Annotated in this window: 19 protein-coding genes; 12 read left to right on the forward strand and 7 right to left on the reverse strand. The window is 70.2% G+C overall.

Annotated features, from left to right (window positions below; genetic code table 11):
* Nucleotides 1-205 precede the first annotated feature (205 nt).
* On the reverse strand, nt 206-3,781 hold the full coding sequence (locus MD221_RS07435; protein WP_242109249.1) for a lamin tail domain-containing protein: 3,576 nt from the start codon (nt 3,779-3,781) through the stop codon (nt 206-208).
* 122 nt (nt 3,782-3,903) lie between these two features.
* Between MD221_RS07435 and MD221_RS07440 the strand changes: the two genes are divergently transcribed.
* Together MD221_RS07440 and MD221_RS07445 are read left to right on the forward strand one after the other, a co-directional pair.
* Complete coding sequence (locus MD221_RS07440) at nt 3,904-4,788, forward strand: tryptophan 2,3-dioxygenase (protein ID WP_242109257.1); 885 nt, start codon at nt 3,904-3,906, stop codon at nt 4,786-4,788.
* A 193-nt stretch (nt 4,789-4,981) separates the two neighbouring features.
* Nucleotides 4,982-6,577 (forward strand): peptide MFS transporter, encoded by a 1,596-nt coding sequence (locus MD221_RS07445; protein WP_242109275.1) that lies wholly within the window; start codon nt 4,982-4,984, stop codon nt 6,575-6,577.
* A gap of 124 nt (nt 6,578-6,701) precedes the next feature.
* Here the strand turns inward: MD221_RS07445 and MD221_RS07450 are convergent, their stop codons facing one another.
* On the reverse strand, nt 6,702-7,211 hold the full coding sequence (locus MD221_RS07450) for a MarR family winged helix-turn-helix transcriptional regulator (RefSeq protein WP_242109277.1): 510 nt from the start codon (nt 7,209-7,211) through the stop codon (nt 6,702-6,704).
* Between the two features lie 140 nt (nt 7,212-7,351).
* Between MD221_RS07450 and hppD the strand changes: the two genes are divergently transcribed.
* Both hppD and hmgA read left to right on the forward strand, forming a co-directional pair.
* Nucleotides 7,352-8,470, forward strand: a complete 1,119-nt coding sequence (gene hppD, locus MD221_RS07455) for a 4-hydroxyphenylpyruvate dioxygenase (RefSeq protein ID WP_242109280.1) — start codon at nt 7,352-7,354, stop codon at nt 8,468-8,470.
* A 133-nt stretch (nt 8,471-8,603) separates the two neighbouring features.
* Complete coding sequence (gene hmgA / locus MD221_RS07460) at nt 8,604-9,932, forward strand: homogentisate 1,2-dioxygenase (RefSeq protein WP_242109282.1); 1,329 nt, start codon at nt 8,604-8,606, stop codon at nt 9,930-9,932.
* A 27-nt stretch (nt 9,933-9,959) separates the two neighbouring features.
* On the opposite strand, the gene MD221_RS07465 is transcribed toward hmgA, so the two are convergent.
* Both MD221_RS07465 and MD221_RS07470 read right to left on the reverse strand, forming a co-directional pair.
* The gene (locus MD221_RS07465; protein ID WP_242109283.1) at nt 9,960-10,505 is read right to left on the reverse strand and encodes a hypothetical protein; all 546 of its coding nucleotides are present in this window, start codon (nt 10,503-10,505) and stop codon (nt 9,960-9,962) included.
* Nucleotides 10,506-10,616: 111 nt separating this feature from the next.
* Entirely contained in the window at nt 10,617-11,252 is a 636-nt protein-coding gene (locus tag MD221_RS07470) for a hypothetical protein (RefSeq protein ID WP_242109285.1), read from the reverse strand.
* Nucleotides 11,253-11,379: 127 nt separating this feature from the next.
* Here MD221_RS07470 and MD221_RS07475 point away from each other — a divergent pair, with 127 nt between their 5' ends.
* The 5 genes from MD221_RS07475 (at nt 11,380) to MD221_RS07495 (ending at nt 16,734) form a co-directional block, all read left to right on the forward strand.
* A complete protein-coding gene (locus MD221_RS07475) occupies nt 11,380-12,045 on the forward strand; it encodes a lectin (protein ID WP_242109287.1) in 666 nt (221 codons plus the stop codon).
* Nucleotides 12,046-12,138: 93 nt separating this feature from the next.
* Entirely contained in the window at nt 12,139-13,089 is a 951-nt protein-coding gene (locus MD221_RS07480) for a calcium/sodium antiporter (protein ID WP_242109296.1), read from the forward strand.
* Nucleotides 13,089-14,528 (forward strand): sodium:proton antiporter NhaD, encoded by a 1,440-nt coding sequence (gene nhaD / locus MD221_RS07485; protein ID WP_242109313.1) that lies wholly within the window; start codon nt 13,089-13,091, stop codon nt 14,526-14,528. Before MD221_RS07480 ends, nhaD begins: the two co-directional genes overlap by 1 nt.
* 60 nt (nt 14,529-14,588) lie before the next feature.
* Nucleotides 14,589-15,866: a Na+/H+ antiporter NhaA gene (gene nhaA / locus MD221_RS07490; protein WP_242109317.1), complete on the forward strand. Its 1,278-nt coding sequence runs from the start codon at nt 14,589-14,591 to the stop codon at nt 15,864-15,866.
* Nucleotide 15,867: 1 nt separating this feature from the next.
* The gene (locus MD221_RS07495) at nt 15,868-16,734 is read left to right on the forward strand and encodes an NAD-dependent epimerase/dehydratase family protein (RefSeq protein ID WP_242109327.1); all 867 of its coding nucleotides are present in this window, start codon (nt 15,868-15,870) and stop codon (nt 16,732-16,734) included.
* A 27-nt stretch (nt 16,735-16,761) separates the two neighbouring features.
* Here MD221_RS07495 and MD221_RS07500 read toward each other — a convergent pair whose 3' ends face one another.
* Complete coding sequence (locus MD221_RS07500; RefSeq protein WP_242109330.1) at nt 16,762-17,241, reverse strand: Mpo1 family 2-hydroxy fatty acid dioxygenase; 480 nt, start codon at nt 17,239-17,241, stop codon at nt 16,762-16,764.
* 162 nt (nt 17,242-17,403) lie between these two features.
* On the opposite strand from MD221_RS07500, the gene MD221_RS07505 reads away from it, so the two are divergent.
* Nucleotides 17,404-17,880, forward strand: a complete 477-nt coding sequence (locus MD221_RS07505) for a hypothetical protein (protein WP_242109332.1) — start codon at nt 17,404-17,406, stop codon at nt 17,878-17,880.
* A gap of 8 nt (nt 17,881-17,888) precedes the next feature.
* On the opposite strand, the gene MD221_RS07510 is transcribed toward MD221_RS07505, so the two are convergent.
* Both MD221_RS07510 and MD221_RS07515 read right to left on the reverse strand, forming a co-directional pair.
* Nucleotides 17,889-18,224: a DMT family transporter gene (locus tag MD221_RS07510; protein ID WP_242109334.1), complete on the reverse strand. Its 336-nt coding sequence runs from the start codon at nt 18,222-18,224 to the stop codon at nt 17,889-17,891.
* A gap of 120 nt (nt 18,225-18,344) precedes the next feature.
* Nucleotides 18,345-19,256, reverse strand: a complete 912-nt coding sequence (locus tag MD221_RS07515) for a phosphoribosylaminoimidazolesuccinocarboxamide synthase (protein WP_242109337.1) — start codon at nt 19,254-19,256, stop codon at nt 18,345-18,347.
* Between the two features lie 143 nt (nt 19,257-19,399).
* Here MD221_RS07515 and MD221_RS07520 point away from each other — a divergent pair, with 143 nt between their 5' ends.
* Both MD221_RS07520 and MD221_RS07525 read left to right on the forward strand, forming a co-directional pair.
* Entirely contained in the window at nt 19,400-19,735 is a 336-nt protein-coding gene (locus MD221_RS07520) for a J domain-containing protein (protein ID WP_242109347.1), read from the forward strand.
* Nucleotides 19,732-20,403: a hypothetical protein gene (locus MD221_RS07525; protein WP_242109350.1), complete on the forward strand. Its 672-nt coding sequence runs from the start codon at nt 19,732-19,734 to the stop codon at nt 20,401-20,403. Before MD221_RS07520 ends, MD221_RS07525 begins: the two co-directional genes overlap by 4 nt.
* The last annotated feature ends 54 nt before the right edge of the window (nt 20,404-20,457 follow it).

The following is a 20,457-nucleotide window of genomic DNA, read 5'->3' on the forward strand; positions in this document are numbered from 1 at the left end:
CCCGTTGCCGATGGGACTTGACAGGCGATGGAGCGGCAAGTTCCCGCGCATGGCGTGCGCGGACGGCGGCAATCCTGTACGAACCCGTATCGTGCGCCGCGCTGCGGACCGATCGACGCGCGACCGCATCGCGAGCAACAAAAAGGGCGCGGCGATGTCGCCGCGCCCTTGCGTGCCGCCGCCGCTTCGCGCGACGGCCGCCGGCTCAGTTCACCGTGCTGGTGAAGCTGGCCGAGTCGTTGGACGGATCGCCGTCGTTGGTGGCGGTCGCGGCCGTTCCCTGCACGACGACCTGGCCGCCGGCCGGTGTCGGCTTGACGTTGGTCTTGAGCGTGAAGCTGGCGCTCGCGCCGGCCGCCAGCGTGCTGGCGGCCGAGCAGACGAAGCGGACCGAACGGCCGCCGTTAGCGATCTTGCTGCACTGCCAGCCGGCCGGCGCGGCCACCGTCGAGGTGGTGACCACGGTATTGCCGGAGATCGTCAGCGTCGGCTGCGCGGCCGCCAGCTGGCCGTCGTTGCGCAGCGTGTACGCGTACTGCGCGCTGAAGGCCGAAGCGGGCAGGGTCGCCGGGCCGGCGATGGCCACGGCCAGGTCGGCGCTCGGCGGCACTTCCACCACCAGGGCGGCGCTGGCGTTGTTGTTGCCGGTGTTCTCGTCCGGCGTCTGCGAGGCCACCGAGGTCGCCAGGGTGAGCGTGCTGCCGGCGAGCGAGGCATCCGGCGTCACCTGCAGGGTGAAGGCCGGCGTTTCGCCCGCGGCCAGGCTGTCGCGGCTGCAGGTCACGGTGGTCAGCGACGGCGTGGTCTGCGGCGCGGTGCAGGTCCAGCCGGCCGGCGCGGCGACGGTCGGCGTGACCGCGCGGTCGAACACGAAGGCCACGGCCGGGAAGGCCGCCGCGTTGGGGCCGGCGTTGTTCACGGTGACGCCGAAGGTGGCGGTCTGGCCCGGCTGCACGGTGCCCGGGACCACGTTCGCGGCCACGCCCAGGTCGGCGAACTCCTGCGCCTTCAGGCGCAGCAGCACCACGGCCGGATCGTGATCGGACAGGCGCGTGGGCGTGCCGGCATCGCTGCGGGCGATCTCCGGGAAGTCCGCGTTGATGCGCGCGTGGTCGATCTGCACGGTGGCGAGCTGCCCGTCGTTCATCAGCGAAGCGTTGGCGATGACGTGATCGAGCGACTGCACGTTGCCGTCGAAGGCGTAGGAGTAGCTCTGGTCGGGCGTGTGCAGGAAGGTCAGGTCGTCGTAGTCCGGGTTCACCAGGTCGGCGCCGTCGCCGGCGACCACGGTCTGGTCGTCGGCGCTGGGCAGGCCGGTGACGGTGCCCATCACGTCGGCGTAGCCGTCGTTGAACTCGAAGGCGTTGAAGTCGCCCAGCACCAGCACGCGCTCGCCTGGATCGGCGGCCTGACGCGTCTGCAGCAGGTTGGCGAGGAACTCGGCCTGCTTCTGGCGCTTGGCGCGCACGCGCACGCCGTCGGCGGTGTCCTCCTCGGAGCCGTTGAGCGAACGCTGGTGCACGACCACGACCGTCAGCGGATAGCTGCGCCCGTCGTTGAAGTGCACCACCGCCTTCAGGCGCAGCGGCGGACGGTCATTGAGCAGGCTGGTAGCGCCGCTGGGCTCGACCCAGGTGGTGCTCTTGCCTTCCTGCACCACCTCGATCACCTCCACGCGCGACACGCCGCCGCCCACGTCCGCGCCCTTGACCAGGAAGCCGACGTCGATGCCGCCGACGTCGTTGCCCTCCTGCAGGTAGGCGGTGTAGTGCGGGTCCGGCTGGCCGGCGGCGACGGCGTCGCTGCCGATGCGCGCGGCCACCGTCTGCAGCACGGACAGGCTCTCCACTTCCTGCACGGCCAGGATGTCCGGCGCGTTGAGGTAGTTGCGGATCGCCAGCGAGGCCTTGTTGAGGCGGTTCTGGTAGGCGGTCGGGGTGAGCACGGGCTCGCCGATCGCCGGATCGTTCACGTCGTCGAAGAAGCGCTGCATGTTGAAGCCGGCCACGCTGAGGTCGTCGGCGGTGGCCTGCAGCGCCGGCTTGGGCTGGTCGGCGCCGTTGCACTGCATCTGCAGCGCCTGCTCCGGATACAGCGTGTAGCGGCGGAAGCTGTAGTCCAGCGGACCGGTGGCGCTGCCGATCAGGCAGCCGGAGGCCGCGTTGACCGTGCCCGCGCCGAGCGCGTTGCTGCTCACCGCGATCACCTGCGGATTGGTGTTCCAGCGCGGCACGCTGGCGCCGCTGCCGGCCGGCAGCGGATCGGGCTGCTGCACGCCGGGCTTGCGGTAGGCGCGCGGCTGGCCGGTCACCACGGCGTGGAAGACGCCGTTGCTGCTGCCGGTGGCGTTGGTCTCGTTGACGCTGCCCAGCGTGGGCGTGTTGACGGTCAGCCCGGCGGCGGTGACGCGCATGCCTTCCAGGCGTTCGAGCTGGTTGTAGGCGCCGTCCGGGTCCGGGAAGGTCGCCGTCAGTGCGACCGGCGTCGGCAGGGCGTGGCCGGTCGAGAGCGCGGTCACCACCGGCGAGCCGCCGATTTCGGTCAGCGGCGGCTGCGTGGGATCGGCGCTGGGCACGTATTCCACCACCGTACCGCGGACCTGCACGCGGCTGCCCACCGCAGCGGCGGCCGGCGGCGTGCTGTTGATGAAGACGAACACGCCCTCGGACGTGAGCGGATCGGCATCGGCCTCGGCGTCGGGCGCCTGCAGGAAGAAGCCGTTGTTGCGGCGGGCGGTGACGATGCCGGCGGTGGTGACCGTCTGGCCGACCAGCGGCGAGCTGTCGCCGTTGCCCTGGATGTCGTGGATCGGCGTCAGCACCACGTCGTCGTTGACGATGGTGCCCACCGCCTGCGCGTCGCCGGCCAGCGCGCCGGTCACGTTGGTGACGTTGACGAAGAAGGTTTCGTCCGCCTCGTTGCTGGTGTCGCCCTGCACGCTCACGGTGAAGATGTAGGTGCTGCTGCCGGCCGGAATGGTCTGCGCGGTCAGCGAGCGGCCGGTGTAGTCCGAACCGGCGGTGGCGGTGCCGTCGGCGGTGGCGATGTCGAAGCTGACCCCGCCCGCGCCCGCCGGCTGGCTGAGCGTGACCACGAACGTGAAGTCCGAGGCGCCGCTGTTGCCTTCGGCCTGGACCACGTCGGCGATGTTGAGGACGGGCTGTCCGCCGCCGCCGCACACGTTCACGCTCGACGCGCTGTTGCGCGGCGTGGGCGTGCCGGTGGCGAAGTCGGCGGCGTTGTTGTTGCTGTCGGTACAGCCGCCGCCCGCGCGCAGCACGGCGAGCGTGTTGCTCGGGGCGGGCGTGGGCGCCGAGCCCTCGGCGCAGTTCGCGGTGCCGCCGAAGCCGACGAAATCGATGTTGCCCGTCGGGCAGGCGCCGCTCAGCGCCGTGGTGGCGTTGACCAGGGCCACCTTGCCGGCGGTACCGCTCATGGGGATGGTGCCGGTGGCGTCGGGGGTGGGCAGGGACGCGGTTCCGCCGCTGCCGTCGGCTTCCTTGACCAGGTAGTAGGCGCCCGGGGCGATGCTGCCCGAGAGCGTGGTCACCTGCCAGCTGCTGCCGGTCGCCGAGGCGTACTGCACCGACCAGCCGGTCAGGTCGACGGCGCTGGTACCGTTGTTGTGCAGTTCGATGAAGTCGCTTTTCAGCGTGGCGCCGGAGTTGCCGCCGCCGCCGTAGACCTGGCTGATGGTCACCTGCGCCTGTGCGGCGCCCGCGAAGCCGATTGCGGCACAACACGGCAACAGCCATGCCAGCCGACGCAATACCTTGCTCATTGGATCTCCCCGAGGTTGGACGTTGGGCGGCACCCCTTGCCGCGTGACGCGCGATTGTGCCGCAACCCGATGGCAGGCGCATGACGCCACGACCATGCCCGGATCGGTTACGCTGGAGGGTTATGAGCATCGACAAAAACCAGCGGCCGCTGGAAGCGGGCATCCATACCGACCTGGATGGGCGCCTGACCTACCAGGGCTACCTGCGCCTGGACCGGCTGCTGTCGGCGCAGCAGCCGCTGTCGAACCCGCCGCACCACGACGAGATGCTCTTCATCGTCCAGCACCAGGTCTCGGAGCTGTGGCTGAAGCTGCTGATCCATGAGCTGTCGACGGCGATCGACTGCCTGCGCGAGGACAAGGTCTGGCAGTTCGGCAAGGTCGCCTCGCGCTGCAAGCAGGTGCTGCGCCAGCTCACCGAGCAGTGGTCGGTGCTGGAGACGCTCACGCCGTCGGAGTACATGGAGTTCCGCGACGTGCTGGGGCCCTCCTCGGGCTTCCAGTCGCTGCAGTACCGCACCGTCGAATTCCTGATGGGCAACAAGAACGCCGGCATGCTGCGCGTGTTCAGGCACGACGCCGGCGCCGAGGCGGGGCTGCGCGCGGCGCTGGAGGCGCCGTCGCTGTACGACGAATTCCTGCGCTACCTGGCGCGCTGGGGCCATGCCGTGCCGCAGCGCCATCTGCAGCGCGACTGGAGCCAGGCGCACGTGGCCGACACCGAGCTGCTGCCGGTGTTCGAGCGCATCTACGAGGACACCGACCGCTACTGGCGCGAGTACGCGCTGTGCGAGGACATGGTCGACCTGGAGACGCAGTTCCAGCTGTGGCGCTTCCGCCACATGCGCACGGTGATGCGCATCATCGGCTTCAAGCGCGGCACCGGCGGCTCCAGCGGCGTGGGCTTCCTCAAGCAGGCGCTGGAACTGACATTCTTCCCCGAACTGTTCGACGTGCGCACCACCATCGGTCCGGGCGCGCAGTACGCGAAGCCGCCGGCGGAATAGCCGCTGCGCGCGATCGCGCGCGAGGCCGCGGCACCGGGCATGGCCGGACCGCACGGTCGGAAAACCGCGGAAATTGCTGCTATGCAGCAAAGGTTTTTTCATCGGACACGGTTTGACGTAGCGTTCACGGTCGGACATTCTCCCGCGCGGCCCGTGCCGGGCGTCCCACATCCATCCTGACAGGGGAGACCGCATGAGCGGAGCCGCCATCACCCAAGCGCCGCAGCCGCCGCTGCCGGACTTCAAGCAGACCCTCGGCCATCCCGCGCCGCTGTGGATGCTGTTCATGACCGAATTCTGGGAGCGGTTCGCCTTCTACGGCATCCGCTGGGCGCTGGTGCTGTACATGGTGGCGCAGTTCCACGGCGGCGATCCCTCGGGCGAGGCGCCCTCCAACCGCACCTATGGCGCGTATCTGGCGCTGATCTACGCCGCGGCGATCTTCGGCGGCTACGTGGCCGACCGGATCATCGGCTACCAGCGCTCGATCCTGCTCGGCGCGGCGATCATGGCCGCGGGCCTGTTCATGATCTCGATTCCGGACCCGCTGGTGTTCGAAATCGGCCTGGCCACCATCATCTGCGGCAACGGCCTGTTCAAGCCCAACATCTCGACCATGGTCGGCAAGCTCTACGCCGTCGGCGACGGGCGGCGCGATGCGGGTTTCACGATCTTCTACATGGGCATCAACCTGGGCGGATTCCTCGCGCCCATCTTCACCGGCATCCTAGCCGACCAGATCTTCGGCACGCCCGAGATGCCCGCCTACAAGGTGGTGTTCATCGCCTCGGGCATCGGCATGCTGATCAGCCTGATCTGGTTCTGGTTCGGCCGCCGCCAGCTGCAGACCATCGGCCGGCCGCCGGCCGACAGCCAGGACAAGCGCAAGGTCGTCTACGTGCTGATCGGCGCGCTGCTGTCGATTCCGGCGGCCTACTTCCTGCTGGCGATCAATGCCGTGACCCTGGCCTGGGTGCTCGGCTTCATGTTCGTGGCGCTGTGCGCGATGCTGCTGGTGGAGGGCATCCGCGAGGGCGCGGTGCAGCGCGACCGCGCGATCGCCATGCTGATCATCTTCGTGTTCAACGTGCTGTTCTGGATGTTCTTCGAGCAGGCCGGCAGTTCGTTCACCTTCCTGGCGGACAAGATCGTCGACCGCGACATCTTCGGTCCGGGCGGGTTCGTGTTCTCCAACGCCTGGTTCCAGTCGGTCAACTCGATGGCGATTATCGCCATCGCGCCGATCCTCGCGGTGATCTGGGTGTGGATGGGCAAGCGCAACATCGAGCCCTCGATCTCGCGCAAGTTCAGCCTGGGCCTGGTCTTCAACGGCCTGGCATTCCTGCTGCTGGTGGTGGTGCTGACCCCGGTGGTGCTGACGCTGTCCGGCAGCCAGAACATCCCGGGCTGGATGCAGTGGGCGACCAGCGTGTCGCCCTCGACGCCGTTCGACGCCGCGGCGGGCAAGATCCCCTTCTGGTCGCTTTTCATGGTCTACGTCATCCAGTCGGTCGGCGAGCTGTGCCTGTCGCCGATCGGCCTGTCGATGGTGACCAAGCTGGCGCCGGTGCGCCTGGTGGGCTTCGGCATGGGCGGCTGGTTCCTGTCCACGGGCATCGGCAACAACCTGTCCGGCATTTTCGCCGGCGTGGTGAGCGGCGAGGGCGGCATGAGCCCGTCGACGGCGCTGACCGGTTACGGGTTCGGCTTCCTGGTGCTGCTCGCGGCCGGCGTGCTGCTGTTCCTGATCGCGCCGCTGATCAGCAAGTTGATGCACGGCGTGAAATAGCCGTCCGGCGACGCGCAACGATGCGAACGGCGGCCTTGGGCCGCCGTTCGCATTTCGGAGAGATCGTCGTTCCGGCCTGGCCAGCCGTTCGGCGGTTGAAGGCCGCAGGAACGGCAGGGCCGGGCTATGCGGCGTCGTGCCCTTCCAGCCGCGGCAGCCCTTCCTGCAGCAGCTTGTCGATCACCGCGTCCAGCGCCGCGTGCTCCTCGTCGCTGAGGCACTCGAACAGGCGGCGCTCGCAATCCAGCGCCATCGGCACCACCTCGTCGTAGACGCCGTAGCCGGCGTCGGAGAGCGCCAGCACCGAGCGGCGTCGGTCGTCGCCGTGGATCTCGCGCTGCAGCAGGCCGCGCTCGAGCAGCTTGGCCACCGCCCGGCTCACCGCCACCTTGTCCATCGCCGTGCGCTCGGCCACCTGGTTGGCGGACAGGTCGGGGTAGCGTCCGAGCACCGCCATCACCCGCCATTCGGTGACCGCCAGGCCGAAGCGCGCCACGTAGAGGTTGGCGATGGTCTGGCTGACGCGGTTGGAGAGGATGCTCAGGCGGTAGGGCAGGAAGCGCTCCAGTTCGAGGATCTGGTGCTGCTCCTGGCCGGAACGGGGCGAGGGAGGGGAGCCGGGGAGAGAAGCCATGCTGCGGTGCACCTTGCAATTGGTTTCAATTGAAACTATAAAGGGAAGATGATTCGCGCATGCCGCGTCAGGCCTTCGGGCGGGGCGCCCGCCAAGCCTGCACCGGGCGGCATGCAACTTCAATGCAGCGAGGACCCTCCATGAGCGCGCAACAGCAGCCCCAGGCAACGCACCAGGCCAATGCCGGCATCCAGGTCGCCACGTTCGACAACCCGATGGGGATCGACGGCTTCGAGTTCGTCGAGTTCGCCGCGCCCGCCGGCCAGGGCGCGATGCTGCACGACTACTTCCGCAAGCTCGGCTTCGTCCAGGTGGCGCGGCACAAGACCCGCCCGATCAGCACCTATCGCCAGGGCGACTGCACCTTCCTGATCAACGAGGACCCGGACTCCTTCGCCGCCGACTTCGCCGCCAAGCACGGCCCCAGCGCCTGCGGCTTCGCCATCCGCGTCAACAAGCTGGCCGAATGGGCGCGCATGCAGGCGCTGAAGAACGGCGCCGAGCAGATCGGCGAGCGCGAGCTGACCAAGGCGGTGGCCGCGCCGGTGATCAAGGGCATCGGCGACTGCATGCTCTACATCGTCGACCGCTACGACGAGCAGGGCACCATCCACGATCCGGACTACGAGTTCCTGCCGGGCGCGGAGAAGATGCCCAAGGGCTTCGGCCTGACCTTCATCGACCACCTGACCCACAACCTCTATCCGGGCAACATGGAGAAGTGGGCGGACTACTACGAGCGGCTGTTCAACTTCCGCGAGATCCGCTACTTCGACATCAAGGGCGCCAAGACCGGCCTGGTGTCCAAGGCCATGACCGCGCCCGACGGCATGGTGCGCATCCCGCTGAACGAGTCCTCCGACCCGAAGTCGCAGATCAACGAGTACCTCGACGCCTACCGCGGCGAGGGCATCCAGCACATCGCCTGCTTCACCGACGACATCTACGCGACGGTGGAGGCGATGCGCGCGGCCGGGGTGGAGTTCCTCGACACGCCCGACACCTACTTCGAGGTGATCGACCAGCGCATCCCCAACCACGGCGAGGACGTGCCGCGCCTGGCGCGCAACAAGATCCTCATCGACGCCGACCCGGAGACCAAGCAGCGCAAGCTGCTGCAGATCTTCACCCAGAACGCGATCGGCCCGATCTTCTTCGAGATCATCCAGCGCAAGGGCAACGAGGGGTTCGGCGAGGGCAACTTCCAGGCCCTGTTCGAGAGCATCGAGCGCGACCAGATGAAGCGCGGCGTGCTCTGATCCGCCGTCGCCAGCCGGTGCAACGGTCTGTTGAGGCCGGCACCGGCCGCGAACGGCATCGGCCGTACTAAGGTAGTTGCTGCGGCCATTTCCCGCCGGCGCGGCCATCCGTGCCGGGACCCAGGAGTCAGCGATGCAATCCAACGGCTACCAATCCGGCTTCGGCAACGAATTCGCCACCGAGGCCGTGCCCGGCGCGCTGCCGCAGGGGCGCAATTCGCCGCAGAAGGTGGCGCACGGGCTGTACGCGGAGCAGTTCTCCGGTACCGCCTTCACCGCGCCGCGCGGGCAGAACCGCCGCAGCTGGCTCTATCGCATCCGCCCGGCGGCGATGCACGGCCCGTTCTCCGCCTACCGGGCGGCCACCGCCGAGGCGCCGGCGTTCCACAACGCCTTCGAGCAGGAGCCGGTCTCGCCGGACCAGCTGCGCTGGAATCCGCTGCCGCTGCCCGAGCAGGGCGAGGTGGATTTCCTCGACGGCCTGTACACGGTGGCCGGCAACGGCTCGGCCGCCGCGCAGCACGGCATCGGCATCCACCTGTACGCGGCCAACGCCTCGATGCGCGGGCGCTTCTTCTACGACGCCGACGGCGAGCTGCTGATCGTGCCGCAACACGGGCGCCTGCACATCGCCACCGAGCTCGGCGTGCTGGACGTCGAGCCGCAGGAGATCGCGGTGATCCCGCGCGGCGTGCGCTTCCGCGTGGAGCTGCCCGACGGCCCGTCGCGCGGCTACGTCTGCGAGAACTTCGGCGCCCTGCTGCGCCTGCCCGACCTCGGGCCGATCGGCAGCAACGGCCTGGCCAACCCGCGCGATTTCCTCACCCCCAACGCGGCCTACGAGGACGAGGAAGGGGCGGCTTCTGGCAAGGATTTCGAGCTGATCGCCAAGTTCCAGGGCCACCTGTGGCGCGCGTCGATCGGCCATTCGCCGCTGGACGTGGTGGCCTGGCACGGCAACTACGCGCCGTACAAGTACGATCTGCGCCGCTTCAACACCATCGGCTCGATCAGCTTCGACCATCCCGACCCGAGCATCTTCACCGTGCTCACCTCGCCCAGCGACACGCACGGGACCGCCAACATCGATTTCGTGATCTTCCCGCCGCGCTGGCTGGTGGCGCAGGACACCTTCCGTCCGCCGTGGTTCCATCGCAACATCGCCAGCGAGTTCATGGGCCTGGTGGTGGGCGAGTACGACGCCAAGGCGGAGGGCTTCGTGCCCGGCGGGGCGTCGCTGCACAACAGCATGAGCGGCCACGGTCCGGATGCGGACACCTTCGAGAAGGCCTCCAGCGCCGACCTGGCCAAGCCGAACGTCATCGCCGGCACCATGGCCTTCATGTTCGAGACGCGCGCGGTGATCCGCCCGACGCGGCAGGCGCTGGAGGCCGCGCACCGGCAGCGCGACTACCAGGACTGCTGGGCGGGGCTGCGCAAGCACTTCGCGCCGCCGGCCTGACCAGGCGCCGCGACGGCCGGGTCCCGATCAGGCCAATGCGGAATCGCCGTGCGCCGCGGCGAGCGGCGATTCGCGCAGGGCGCCGAGCGCGAACAGGTAGGGCTCCGGCATCAGCTCGGCCAGCCGCTCGGCCACGCGATGGCTGTAGCTGGGGCTGGCGACCGCGCGGACGTGGCGCAGCGCCTGCACCAGGCGCACGACCAGCTCGTCCTGGTCGCGGCAGCCGCGCAGCGCCGTGGCGATTGCGCCGGCTTCGGCGCCGCGCTGCAATTGCAGCATGTCGAACATGTAGACCTTGGCGGCGGCCAGCGAGCGGCGCGAAGCCGGCGCGGCGGCGGGCGGCGAAGGCGCGATGGCCGATGGCGGCGCCGTCCCGGCATCGCCGTCGATCAGGTAGCCCTCGCGCAGCAGGCGCGGCAACGCCGTCGGCGCGGCCGCGCCGAGCAGGGCGGCCAGCTGGTCGGCGGCGCGGATCCCGTCGCTGAGGATCAGCACGCGGCGCTCGAGCGCGCTGAGATCGCTCGGCCGGTCGCGCAGGGCGCGATGCGCTTTGTCTGTCTTGCGGGGACGCATGGCGGCATGCCTCGACGATGCGCGACACCGTAGGCGCCGCGCATGAAATCGTCGTGACAGCGAAGGGGCGCTGCCGTTCCCGCGCGCCTTCGCCATGCCGCGCGCCGCGCCCTAGCGCGAGACGCCGTCGGAATAGGGCAGCAGGTCCGGCAGCTTCTCGCGCAGTACGAACCCCCACAGCGCGTTCGGCTCGCCCGGGAAAATGTTCACCGCCACCGAGCGGCCGTCGTCGGAAACCCAGCGCCAGGCCAGCGGCGTGCTGGCATCGATGTTGAAGTACAGGTTCTGGTGCGAGCCGCCGCGGTAGTTGCCGTAGAAGCCGGCCACCACGCCGGATTTGATCCGCACCGCGTTGCCGGCGTTCTTCAGCGGCAGGGACTGCCCGGGAATGTAGTCGTTGACCCGGCTGGCGTAGTGGTCGAGTAGGTACTGCCGCGAGGCGGCGCCGGTGCCGGTGAAGCCGGGGCCGGTGCAGCCGGGCGTGGTGTTGCCGCCGGCCACGGTCCAGGCCGTCTCCACCCAGCCGCAGCCCTGGAAGTTGCCGCCGGCGTAGCCGTAGGCGTAGTCGCCCGAGGTCTGCTGCCGGTAGAAGCCGGCGTTGCGGTACAGCGTGCCGACGAAGAAGCCCTGCGGGTTCAGCCGCACGTACAGGCTGTCGGCGTTGACCTGCCGGTTCTCGGCCAGCGCGACGGCGGAGGGTTCAAGGACGGCAAGCAGGCCAAGCGCGAGTGCGGCGAGCTGTTTCATGGCGGCGGCTCCGGTCGATGCAGTGGGATGGAGGATGTGGCGCGGCGATTGTGTTCGCGCCGGGCGTTCGCGTGGCGTTAATGCCGGCTCGCCAACCCTATCGGTCCATCCGCATGGGAACAGATGCATGACATCGCTTCGTCACACGACCGTCATTCCGGCCCTGGCCCTGCTGGCGTTGGGCCTGGCCGCCTGCAATCCCGTTCCGCCGGAAGGCAAGACGCAGGACGCGGTCTCCGCCTCCGCGCCGGATCAGCCCGGCCCGTCCGATCAGCCGGCGCAGGACGTGCCGCCGGCGACGGCGCCGCCCGCCGACGCCCCGGCACCGGCGCCCGCGGATGCGGACCCCAATGCCATGGCGCGCATGGACGGGTACGGCGACATGCGCTTCGGCATGACGCTGGAGGCTTTCAAGCAGGCCTGGGGCGGCGAACTGAAGGGAGAAACCACCGCCGAGTGCTACTACCTGACGCCGAAATGGGTGAAAGTGCCGTCCGATTTCGCCTTCATGTTCGAGGGCGGCAAGTTCGTGCGCTACGACGTCGGCACGGACAAGGAAACCGCGCCGGGCGGCGGCAAGCGCGGCATGCGCGCCGAGGAGATCGGCAAGCTCTATGCCGGGCGCGTGGAGGAGACGCCGCACAAGTACGTGGAGGGCGGGAAGTACCTGGGCATCCGCGACGACAAGGGCGGGCAGGGCAAGCTGGTGTTCGAGGTCGGCAAGGACGGCAAGGTCGTGGACTGGCGCGTCGGCGTGCCGCCGCAGGCCGACTACGTGGAAGGCTGTTCCTGACGGCGGGGTGAGCACGCGGCGCGTTCGGGCGGCTTTCGCGGCGGCCGGGCGCTGCGGCTAGAATCCCCCCATCCATCGGGGGAGGCGCGCACCATGCTCCATGCCATCGCTTTTTTCCTGCTCGGCCTGATCCTGCTGGCGCTCGGCGGCGATTCGATCGTCAAGGGCGCCTCCGGCCTGGCGCGGCGCCTGGGCGCCTCGCCGTTCGTCGCCGGCCTGCTGCTGGTGGCCTTCGGCACCTCGCTGCCGGAGCTGGCCGTCAACGCGCGCGCGCTGCTCACCGGCAGCCAGGCGCTGGCGCTGGGCAACGCGGTGGGCAGCAACGTGGTCAACATCGGCCTGACCCTGGGCGCGGCGGCGCTGACCGCGCCGCTGCTGATCCGCTGGCGCGCGCTGGTGCCGTTGCTGCTGTGCCTGTTGCTGGCGACCGCCGCGCTGATCGTGGCCGGGCTGGACGGCGTACTCGGCCGCATCGAGGGCGCGGTGCTGCTGCTGGTGTTCGTGGCGGTGGTCGTGTTCGCCCTGATGCGCACCCGCGCCGAGAAGCCCGAGCTGCAGGACGCGATCGCGGCCTTCGCGCGCAGCGAGGCCGGCGTCGGGCAGAACCTGATCCGCATCGCCATCGCCATCGCGTTGCTGTACTTCGGCGCGCGCTGGGTGGTGGAGAGCGCGCCGGTCATCGGCCTGGCGCTCGGCATGGAACCGCTGCTGACCGGCCTCTTGGTGGTGGCGATCGGCACCGCGCTGCCGGAGGTGGCCGCGGCGGTGGCGGCGGCGCGGCGCGGGCAGGGCGACCTGGTGGCCGGGCACGTGATCGGCTCCAGCGTCTTCAACCTGCTGGTGGTGCTGGGCGGCATGGCGGCCGTGCGCGAGATCCCGGTGCCGGCCTCGTTCGTGCGCTTCGAGCTGCCCGCGGCGCTGCTGTTCGCGCTGATGCTGGTGCCGATGCTGCGCGGCGATCACCGCGTGAGCCGCACCGAGGGCGCGGTGCTGCTGATCGCCTTCGGCGTGTGGGTGGCGTTCGAAATCGCGCTGACCCATTGATGGCGCCGGTGCCGGCCAGCGCGCACCGCGCTCCCCGCGCGCTGCGCATCGCGCTGCCGATGGCCCTGTCGCTGGCGTCCGCTCCCGCCTTCGCCGCCACCGCGCAGGCCGGCTTGACGGGGCATTGGGCCGGCTACGCCGCGATCGCGATCTTCGCGCTGGCCTATTTGTTCGTGGTGCTGGAGGAGTTCACGCACCTGCGCAAGTCGCAGCCGGTGATGCTGGCCGCGGGCGTGATCTGGGCGCTGCTGGCGGCGGTGATGGCGGCACGCGGCGATCTGCAGGCGGCGCACGAGGCCGTGCGCGACTATCTGCTCGAGTACGCCGAGCTGCTGCTGTTCCTGCTTGCGGCGATGACCTACGTCAACGCCATGAGCGAGCGCCGCGTGTTCGACGCGCTGCGCGGCTGGCTGCTGCGCCGCGACTTCGGCTATCGCGCCCTGTTCTGGATCACCGGTGCGCTGTCCTTCGCGCTGTCGCCGCTGCTGGACAATCTCACCACCGCGCTGGTGATGAGCGCGGTGCTGCTGGCGGTAGGTGCGGCCAACCCGCGCTTCGTGGCGACGGGCTGCATCAATATCGTGGTGGCGGCCAACGCCGGCGGGGCATTCAGCCCGTTCGGCGACATCACCACGCTGATGGTCTGGCAGCGCGGCCTCGTGGAGTTCTGGACCTTCTTCGCGCTGTTCGTGCCGGCGCTGGTGAACTGGCTGGTGCCGGCGGCGCTGATGCACTTCGCCCTGCCCGCGGGCCAGCCGCCCAGCAGCGACGCGCGCGTGCGCATGAAGCGCGGCGCCGGGCCGATCATGGCGCTGTTCGCGTTGACCGTGGCGCTGGCGGTGGGCTTCCACGGCGTGCTGCACGTCCCGCCGTTCCTGGGCATGATGACCGGGCTGGCGCTGCTGAAGCTCTATGGCTGGTGGCTGCAGCGCACCGCGCGCCATCGCGAGCGCGCCGATTTCGCCCGCGAAGGCTCGCCCGGCGACGTCGACGCCTTCGACAGCTACGAGCAGGTGGCGCGCGCGGAGTGGGACACGCTGCTGTTCTTCTTCGGCGTGATCATGTGCGTGGGCGCCCTGGGGTTCTGCGGCTATCTGGCGCTGTCCTCGCAGTGGTTCTACGGCACGCTCGGCGCCACCACCGCCAACGTGCTGGTCGGCCTGATGTCCGCGGTGCTCGACAACATCCCGATGATGGTGGCGGTGCTGCAGATGCATCCGTCCATGGACACCGGACAATGGCTGCTGGTGACGCTGACGGCCGGCGTCGGCGGCAGCCTGCTGTCGATCGGTTCGGCGGCGGGCGTGGCGCTGATGGGGCAGGCGCGCGGGCAATACACCTTCTTCAGCCACCTGAAATGGAGCTGGGCGATCGCGCTCGGCTACGCGGCCGGCATCGGCACGCACCTGTGGCTCAACGCGCGTCATTTCACCGGCTGATGCCGCGGCCGCGCAGGGCGCGTGCGCCGGTTACAATCGCGGCATGACCGAGTCGACGCCATGAGCGAATCCGCGCCCGTCGCGCACGCGGTGCGTGTCCTGCCGGCGCGCGCGATGCATGCGCTCAGCGAGTTCTTCCGGCTCGAGGCGGCCGGCGGCATCCTGCTGATCGGCGCCGCGGCGCTGGCGCTGCTGTGCGCGAATTCGCCGCTGGCCCCGCTCTACGAGGGGTTCCGCGAACTGCCGGTGCAGGTGCGCGTGGGCGCGCTCGACCTGGCCAAGCCGCTGCTACTGTGGATCAACGACGGCCTGATGGCGGTGTTCTTCCTGCTGGTGGCGCTGGAGATCAAGCGCGAGGCGCTGAGCGGGCAGCTGTCCGAGCGCTCGCAGCTGGTGCTGCCGCTGGCCTGCGCGGTCGCTGGCGTGGCGGTGCCGGCGGCGATCTTCTGGTTCGCCAACCGCGGCGACGCCGCCGCGATGCGCGGCTGGGCGATCCCGGCCGCCACCGACATCGCCTTCGCGCTGGGCATCCTCTCGCTGCTCGGGTCGCGGGTGCCGGTGGCGATGAAGCTGCTGCTGTCCACCATCGCGGTGGTCGACGACCTGGCCGCGATCGTGATCATCGCGCTGTTCTACACCGACAAGCTCTCGTTCGTGGCCCTGTGCTGGGCGTTCGCCGCGATCGCGGCGATGCTGGTGCTCAACCGCCGCGGCGTGCGCTCGCTCACGCCCTACCTGCTGCTCGGCGTGGTGGTGTGGGTGTGCGTGCTGAAGTCGGGCGTGCACGCGACGCTGGCCGGCGTGGTGACCGGATTGATGATTCCGCACGGCGGCCGCCGCGCGGAGGCGAGCCCGGATGAGGCCGGCATGGATGAGGCCGGCATGGATGAAGCCGCATCCTCGCCGCTGGAAACGCTCGAGCACGCGCTGCATCCCTGGGTGGCCTACGCCATCCTGCCGGTGTTCGCCTTCGCCAACGCCGGCCTCGACCTGCGCGGTTTCGCCTGGGGCGACGCGCTGACGCCGCTGCCGCTGGGCATTCTCTGCGGCCTGCTGATCGGCAAGCCGGTCGGCGTGGTCGGCGCCGCGCTGTTGCTGCGGTTAAGCGGCGTGGCGCTGCCGAAGGGGCTCGACCTGAAGGCGACGATCGGGCTCGGACTGCTGTGCGGCATCGGCTTCACCATGAGCCTGTTCATCGCTTCGCTCGGATTCGCCGCCGATGCCGCGCGTTTCGAGGCCAGCGTGTTCGGCGTGCTGGCCGCCTCGGTGGCGGCGGCGATCGCCGGCTACGCCTGGCTATGGATCGCCTTGCCCAAAGACGCGCGGGACGCGGCCTGAGGTGCGCCAGGCGCTCGTCTTCGGCGCCAGCGGCCAGATCGGCCGCCTGCTCGTGCGGCGCCTGGCCGGCCACGGCTGGCAGGTGCTCGCGGTCTCGCGCCAGGCGCGGCCGGACATCGAGGGCGTGCGCTGGCTGCGGGCGGACCTGGACGCCATGGACGGATGGCCGCCGCGCGTCGATGCGCTGCTGAGCTGCGGCCCGCTCGATCTGTTCGCGCGCTGGTATGCGCAGGCGCGGCTCGAGTGCCCGCGCGTGATCGCCTTCGGCTCCACCAGCGTGCGCGTGAAGGCCGCATCGGCCGACGCGGACGAGCGCGCGCTCGCGGCACGCCTGGCGGCCGGCGAGCGCGGCGTGCTGGAGACCGCGTCCTCGCGCGGCGCGGCGGCCACGGTGCTGCGGCCGACCCTGATCTACGGCGCCGGCGGCGACCGCACGCTCACCCGCATCGCGGCGCTGGCGCGGCGCTGGCATCGCTTCGTGCTGCCGCGCGACGCGGTCGGCCTGCGCCAGCCCGTGCATGCCGAGGATCTCGCCGCCGCGGCCTTCGCCGCGATCGACGCCGTCGTCGCGCATGGACGGGCCTACGACCTTCCCGGCGGGGAATCGCTGCCGTACCGCGAGATGGTGGCGCGCGTGCTGGCGGCGCTGCAGCCGCCGGCGCGGCTGCACGTGTGGCCGGCATGGGCTTTCCGGGCGTTGCTGGCATCGGCGCGCGCGGCCGGCCTCGCCGCCGGCTTCGGCGGGGCCGCGCTCGCGCGCATGCGCGAGGACCTGGCCTTCGACGCGATGCCGGCGCAGCGCGATTTCGGCTACGCGCCGCGTCCGTTCCGGCCGACGGCCGCGATGTTCGCGCCGCCGGCCGAGTGACGCCGGCGGGCCGGCGTCTCCGACGCGTCAGTATTTCCAGCCCAGCTTGCGATAGAGCTTGGACACCACCCAGGCCGGACCGATCAGCAGGTAGGTCAGGTCGGTGAAGAAGCTGGGCTTGCGGCCTTCGAGCTTGTGGCCGACGAATTGCGCGATCCAGGCGATCACGAACACGGCCAGCGCGGCCCGGAACAAGGCCTGCCCGCCGTAGGCGTCGTACAGCCAGCGCGTGAGCCAGGCCATCGCCAGGAGCAGCACCAGCATGCCCAGGCCGAGCACGCGCGAGGCGCGGTAATAGAACATCCAGGCGAAGAACATCGCCGGCACCGCCCACACGCCGGGGCGGAACCAGCTGGCCGTGACCGGGATGCACCAGAGCAGCGCGATCACGCTCCACAGGATCGCCGGCACCGCGACCAGATGGATGCGCTGGTTGGCGAGGTTGCGGTGGTCGTCGGAGTAGCTGGCGAACCAGCGGTCGATGGGGCGTTCGGGCGTGCTGCTCACGGCGGCTTCCGGGACGGGCGATGCGCATCGCTGCGCGGCAGGGACGGAGCATAGCGGCAAACCCCGTTGCCGCGCCGTCGGCCTCGGTCCGGACGCGAGACGGTCCGCGCGGGCCGTGGACGATGCAATAATCCCGCCGTTGCATGCCCGAGGGAGCGGGAAATGGAGCTTGCCTGGAATGCCGTGCTCACCCTGCTCAGCGCCGGCGCGGCCGGGCTGCTGGGCATTGTCTCGCTGGTGGTGGGCATCGCGTTCTGGCTGATGCCGAGCGCGTGGCTGCTGCACTGGATGGCCAGGCGCTCGGCGAATCCCGCGCTGGGATTCGCGGCGGCCGCGGCGGCGGTGCAGATCGGCGCGATGCTGTCGGCGATCCTGACGCCGCTGCTGGCGGGCGCGCTCTCGACAGCGGCGCCGGCCGCCGGGCGCATGGCGCTATGGCCGGTGCTGATGCTGCTCGCATTCGCGTCGATGCTGGTGGGCGTGCGCAGCGGCGTGCGCGGCCCCGGAGGCGTGCTGCTGCCCTGGTCGCGCGCGGCGGTCCTGGCGTTGCCGCCTTTCCTGCTGCTGTCCGGCCTGCAGGCGGTCGCCGCGGTCGCGCTGCTGCTCGCCTCGCGCGCGCCGCAATCGCCCTGGGGGTGAGCGCGGGACTAGTGCGCGCCGGACTTGGAGAACACCTGCAGCACCGCCACGCCGGCCACGATCAGGCCGATGCCGGCCAGGGCCGCGGCGTCGAGCGACTGCTTGAACACGATCCAGGCGATCAGCGTGACCAGCACGATGCCCAGGCCCGACCAGATCGCGTAGGCCACGCCCACCGGCACGGTCTTGAGCACGATCGACAGACACCAGAACGCCAGGCCGTAGAACACCACCACCACGACCGAGGGGCCGGGCCGGCTGAAGCCGTCGGAAGCCTTCAGCGCCGAGGTGGCGATCACCTCGGCGGCGATGGCGGCGATCAGGTACAGGTATCCGCTGCTCATGGGGGAACCCTCCGCGTTTTCCGCGCAGGATGGCAGGCGGCGCGCGAATCCGCACGGCGGCGCGGCGGCCGCCGCGCGGAACAGGCGTGGAGTCGGTCGAATGGGATCAGTCGAATAGGATCAATCGACGGCGATGTCGGCGAGCTTGTGCAGCGCCTCGGCGTACTTCGCCCGCGTGCGCTCGATCACTTCCGCCGGCAGGCGCGGGCCGGGCGCGGTCTTGTTCCAGTCCAGCGTTTCCAGGTAGTCGCGCACGAACTGCTTGTCGTAGCTGGGCGGGCTGGTGCCGATCTCGTAGCCCTCGGCGGGCCAGTAGCGCGAGGAGTCGGGCGTGAGCATTTCGTCCATCACGTGCAGGCGGCCGTCGGCATCGGTGCCGAACTCGAACTTGGTATCGGCCAGCAGGATGCCGCGCTCGGCGGCGTATTCGGCGGCGAAGCCGTACAGGCGCAAGGTGGCGTCGCGCACCTGCTCGGCCAGGTCGGCGCCGATGGTGCGCACCATGGTGTCGAAATCGATGTTCTCGTCGTGGTCGCCGACCGCGGCCTTGGTGGAGGGCGTGAAGATCGGCTGCGCCAGCCGCTCGGCCTGGCGCAGGCCGTCGGGCAGGGCGATCCCGCTCACGCGGCCGGTCTTCTGGTAGTCCTTCCAGCCGCTGCCGATCAGGTAGCCGCGCGCGATCGCCTCCACCGGCACCGGCTTGAGCTTCTTGGTCACCACCGCGCGGCGCGCGTACAGCGCCGGGTCGACGCCGGCCGGCAGCACCGAGGCGACCTCGATCCCGGTCAGGTGGTTGGGCATCAGGTGCGCGGTCTTGGCGAACCAGAAGTTGCTGATCTGGCAGAGCATTTCGCCCTTGCCCGGGATCGGGTCGGGCAGTACCACGTCGAAGGCGCTGAGGCGGTCGGTGGCCACGATCAACAGCTGGGGATCGCTGCCGTCGCCCGGCAGCTCGAACACGTCGCGCACCTTGCCGCGGTGGCGCAGGACCAGGCCGGGAAGGTCGGCGGAAAGCAGGGTGGTGGCGGCCAACTCGAAGATCTCGCGTGGGCGATGGGCCGGCTAGTGTAGTGCAGGCGCGCCGGGCCGCCAGGGGCGAAAGTCTCGCCCCGGCGGGCCGCCCGGCCCGGGCGGGCGGATCGCGGCGGCGGCCGGCCAGCCCGTACACTGTGCCCATGAAACGCTGGTACGGAAAACTGCTCGGCCTGATCGCCGGGTTCCTGCTGCTGCGCACCAGCCCGCTGCTGGGCGCGGCGGTCGGGCTGCTGATCGGCCACGCCTTCGACGCCGACTGGTTCCGCAGTCCACGCGACAACCCCTACCGCGTGCTCGGCCTGACCGAGGAGGCCAGCGACGCCGAGATCGACCTCGCCTATCGCCGCCTGATCAGCCAGTACCACCCCGACCGCCTCAACGGCGTGGCCGAGGAGCTGCGCCGGCAGGCCGAGAGCAAGGCGCGGGAGATCAATGCGGCCTACGACCGGATCAAGGCCTTGCGGCAAAAGCGATGAAGAAGATCCTCGCCTCGCTCATGGGCCGGAAGACGAAGGACGCCGCCGCGCCCGAGGGGCAAACGCCGCAATCGCTGGACCCGTCGACGCTCCTGTTCTCGATGCCGACGATTTCGAACGATCTCGCCCCCGTGGAGCCCCTGCAGGCGCCGCCGCAGGAGGCGGACTTCGTCCTGCACGAGGACGAGTGGGCGCAGGTGGAGTTCTTCCCGGGCACGAAGCTCGCGGACGTTCAAGGGATGCTCGTCGAGTACAAGGCATTCGAAGCCGAGCACCGGGAGCGCCATGGATGGAGAAACGCGTATCTGCGCAGGATCGATCGTGTCCCGGTGCTGGATGGCGCGCGCGCGCTGGAGCGCCTGCAGCGCGTTCTGGACGCGACGGCAGGCGCCGCGCCGATCCTGTTCTCCTCGGGTGCCGGGATCGGCCGGGTGATGGACGGATTCTCGCTGCCGCTGGGCGGAAACGTCGCCTTGTACGGCTACCTCGCCGCGGAGGGGATCCCGGTCCTGGCCGCCGCGCTGGGGGAGAATCCCGACAACGGCCGGCTGGTCGATGCTTTCGCCAAGCTGCATGCCTCCGATGGCCTGATCCTGGTGGACTGGCGGCAGCAGCTGGCCCTGACCGGCCTCGCGCAAGACGGCAGCCTCCAGGCATTCCGCCCCTGATCGCCGCGATCCGCGCAGTTCGAGCACCATTCCCCCACGACGCTCCATGAAAGA

It is taken from the genome of Luteimonas aquatica (genome assembly GCF_022662575.1).
Classification (GTDB): domain Bacteria; phylum Pseudomonadota; class Gammaproteobacteria; order Xanthomonadales; family Xanthomonadaceae; genus Luteimonas; species Luteimonas aquatica.

Coding starts and splice junctions, on each gene's coding strand:
- hppD (WP_242109280.1), top strand. CDS start 7,352: ATGAGCGCGCAACAGCAGCCCCAGGCAACGCACCAGGCCAATGCCGGC.
- nhaA (WP_242109317.1), top strand. CDS start 14,589: ATGAGCGAATCCGCGCCCGTCGCGCACGCGGTGCGTGTCCTGCCGGCG.
- MD221_RS07505 (WP_242109332.1), top strand. CDS start 17,404: ATGGAGCTTGCCTGGAATGCCGTGCTCACCCTGCTCAGCGCCGGCGCG.
- MD221_RS07510 (WP_242109334.1), bottom strand. CDS start 18,224: ATGAGCAGCGGATACCTGTACCTGATCGCCGCCATCGCCGCCGAGGTG.
- MD221_RS07520 (WP_242109347.1), top strand. CDS start 19,400: ATGAAACGCTGGTACGGAAAACTGCTCGGCCTGATCGCCGGGTTCCTG.
- MD221_RS07450 (WP_242109277.1), bottom strand. CDS start 7,211: ATGGCTTCTCTCCCCGGCTCCCCTCCCTCGCCCCGTTCCGGCCAGGAG.
- MD221_RS07525 (WP_242109350.1), top strand. CDS start 19,732: ATGAAGAAGATCCTCGCCTCGCTCATGGGCCGGAAGACGAAGGACGCC.
- MD221_RS07435 (WP_242109249.1), bottom strand. CDS start 3,781: ATGAGCAAGGTATTGCGTCGGCTGGCATGGCTGTTGCCGTGTTGTGCC.
- MD221_RS07480 (WP_242109296.1), top strand. CDS start 12,139: ATGCTCCATGCCATCGCTTTTTTCCTGCTCGGCCTGATCCTGCTGGCG.
- hmgA (WP_242109282.1), top strand. CDS start 8,604: ATGCAATCCAACGGCTACCAATCCGGCTTCGGCAACGAATTCGCCACC.
- MD221_RS07470 (WP_242109285.1), bottom strand. CDS start 11,252: ATGAAACAGCTCGCCGCACTCGCGCTTGGCCTGCTTGCCGTCCTTGAA.
- MD221_RS07475 (WP_242109287.1), top strand. CDS start 11,380: ATGACATCGCTTCGTCACACGACCGTCATTCCGGCCCTGGCCCTGCTG.
- MD221_RS07445 (WP_242109275.1), top strand. CDS start 4,982: ATGAGCGGAGCCGCCATCACCCAAGCGCCGCAGCCGCCGCTGCCGGAC.
- MD221_RS07465 (WP_242109283.1), bottom strand. CDS start 10,505: ATGCGTCCCCGCAAGACAGACAAAGCGCATCGCGCCCTGCGCGACCGG.
- MD221_RS07440 (WP_242109257.1), top strand. CDS start 3,904: ATGAGCATCGACAAAAACCAGCGGCCGCTGGAAGCGGGCATCCATACC.
- nhaD (WP_242109313.1), top strand. CDS start 13,089: ATGGCGCCGGTGCCGGCCAGCGCGCACCGCGCTCCCCGCGCGCTGCGC.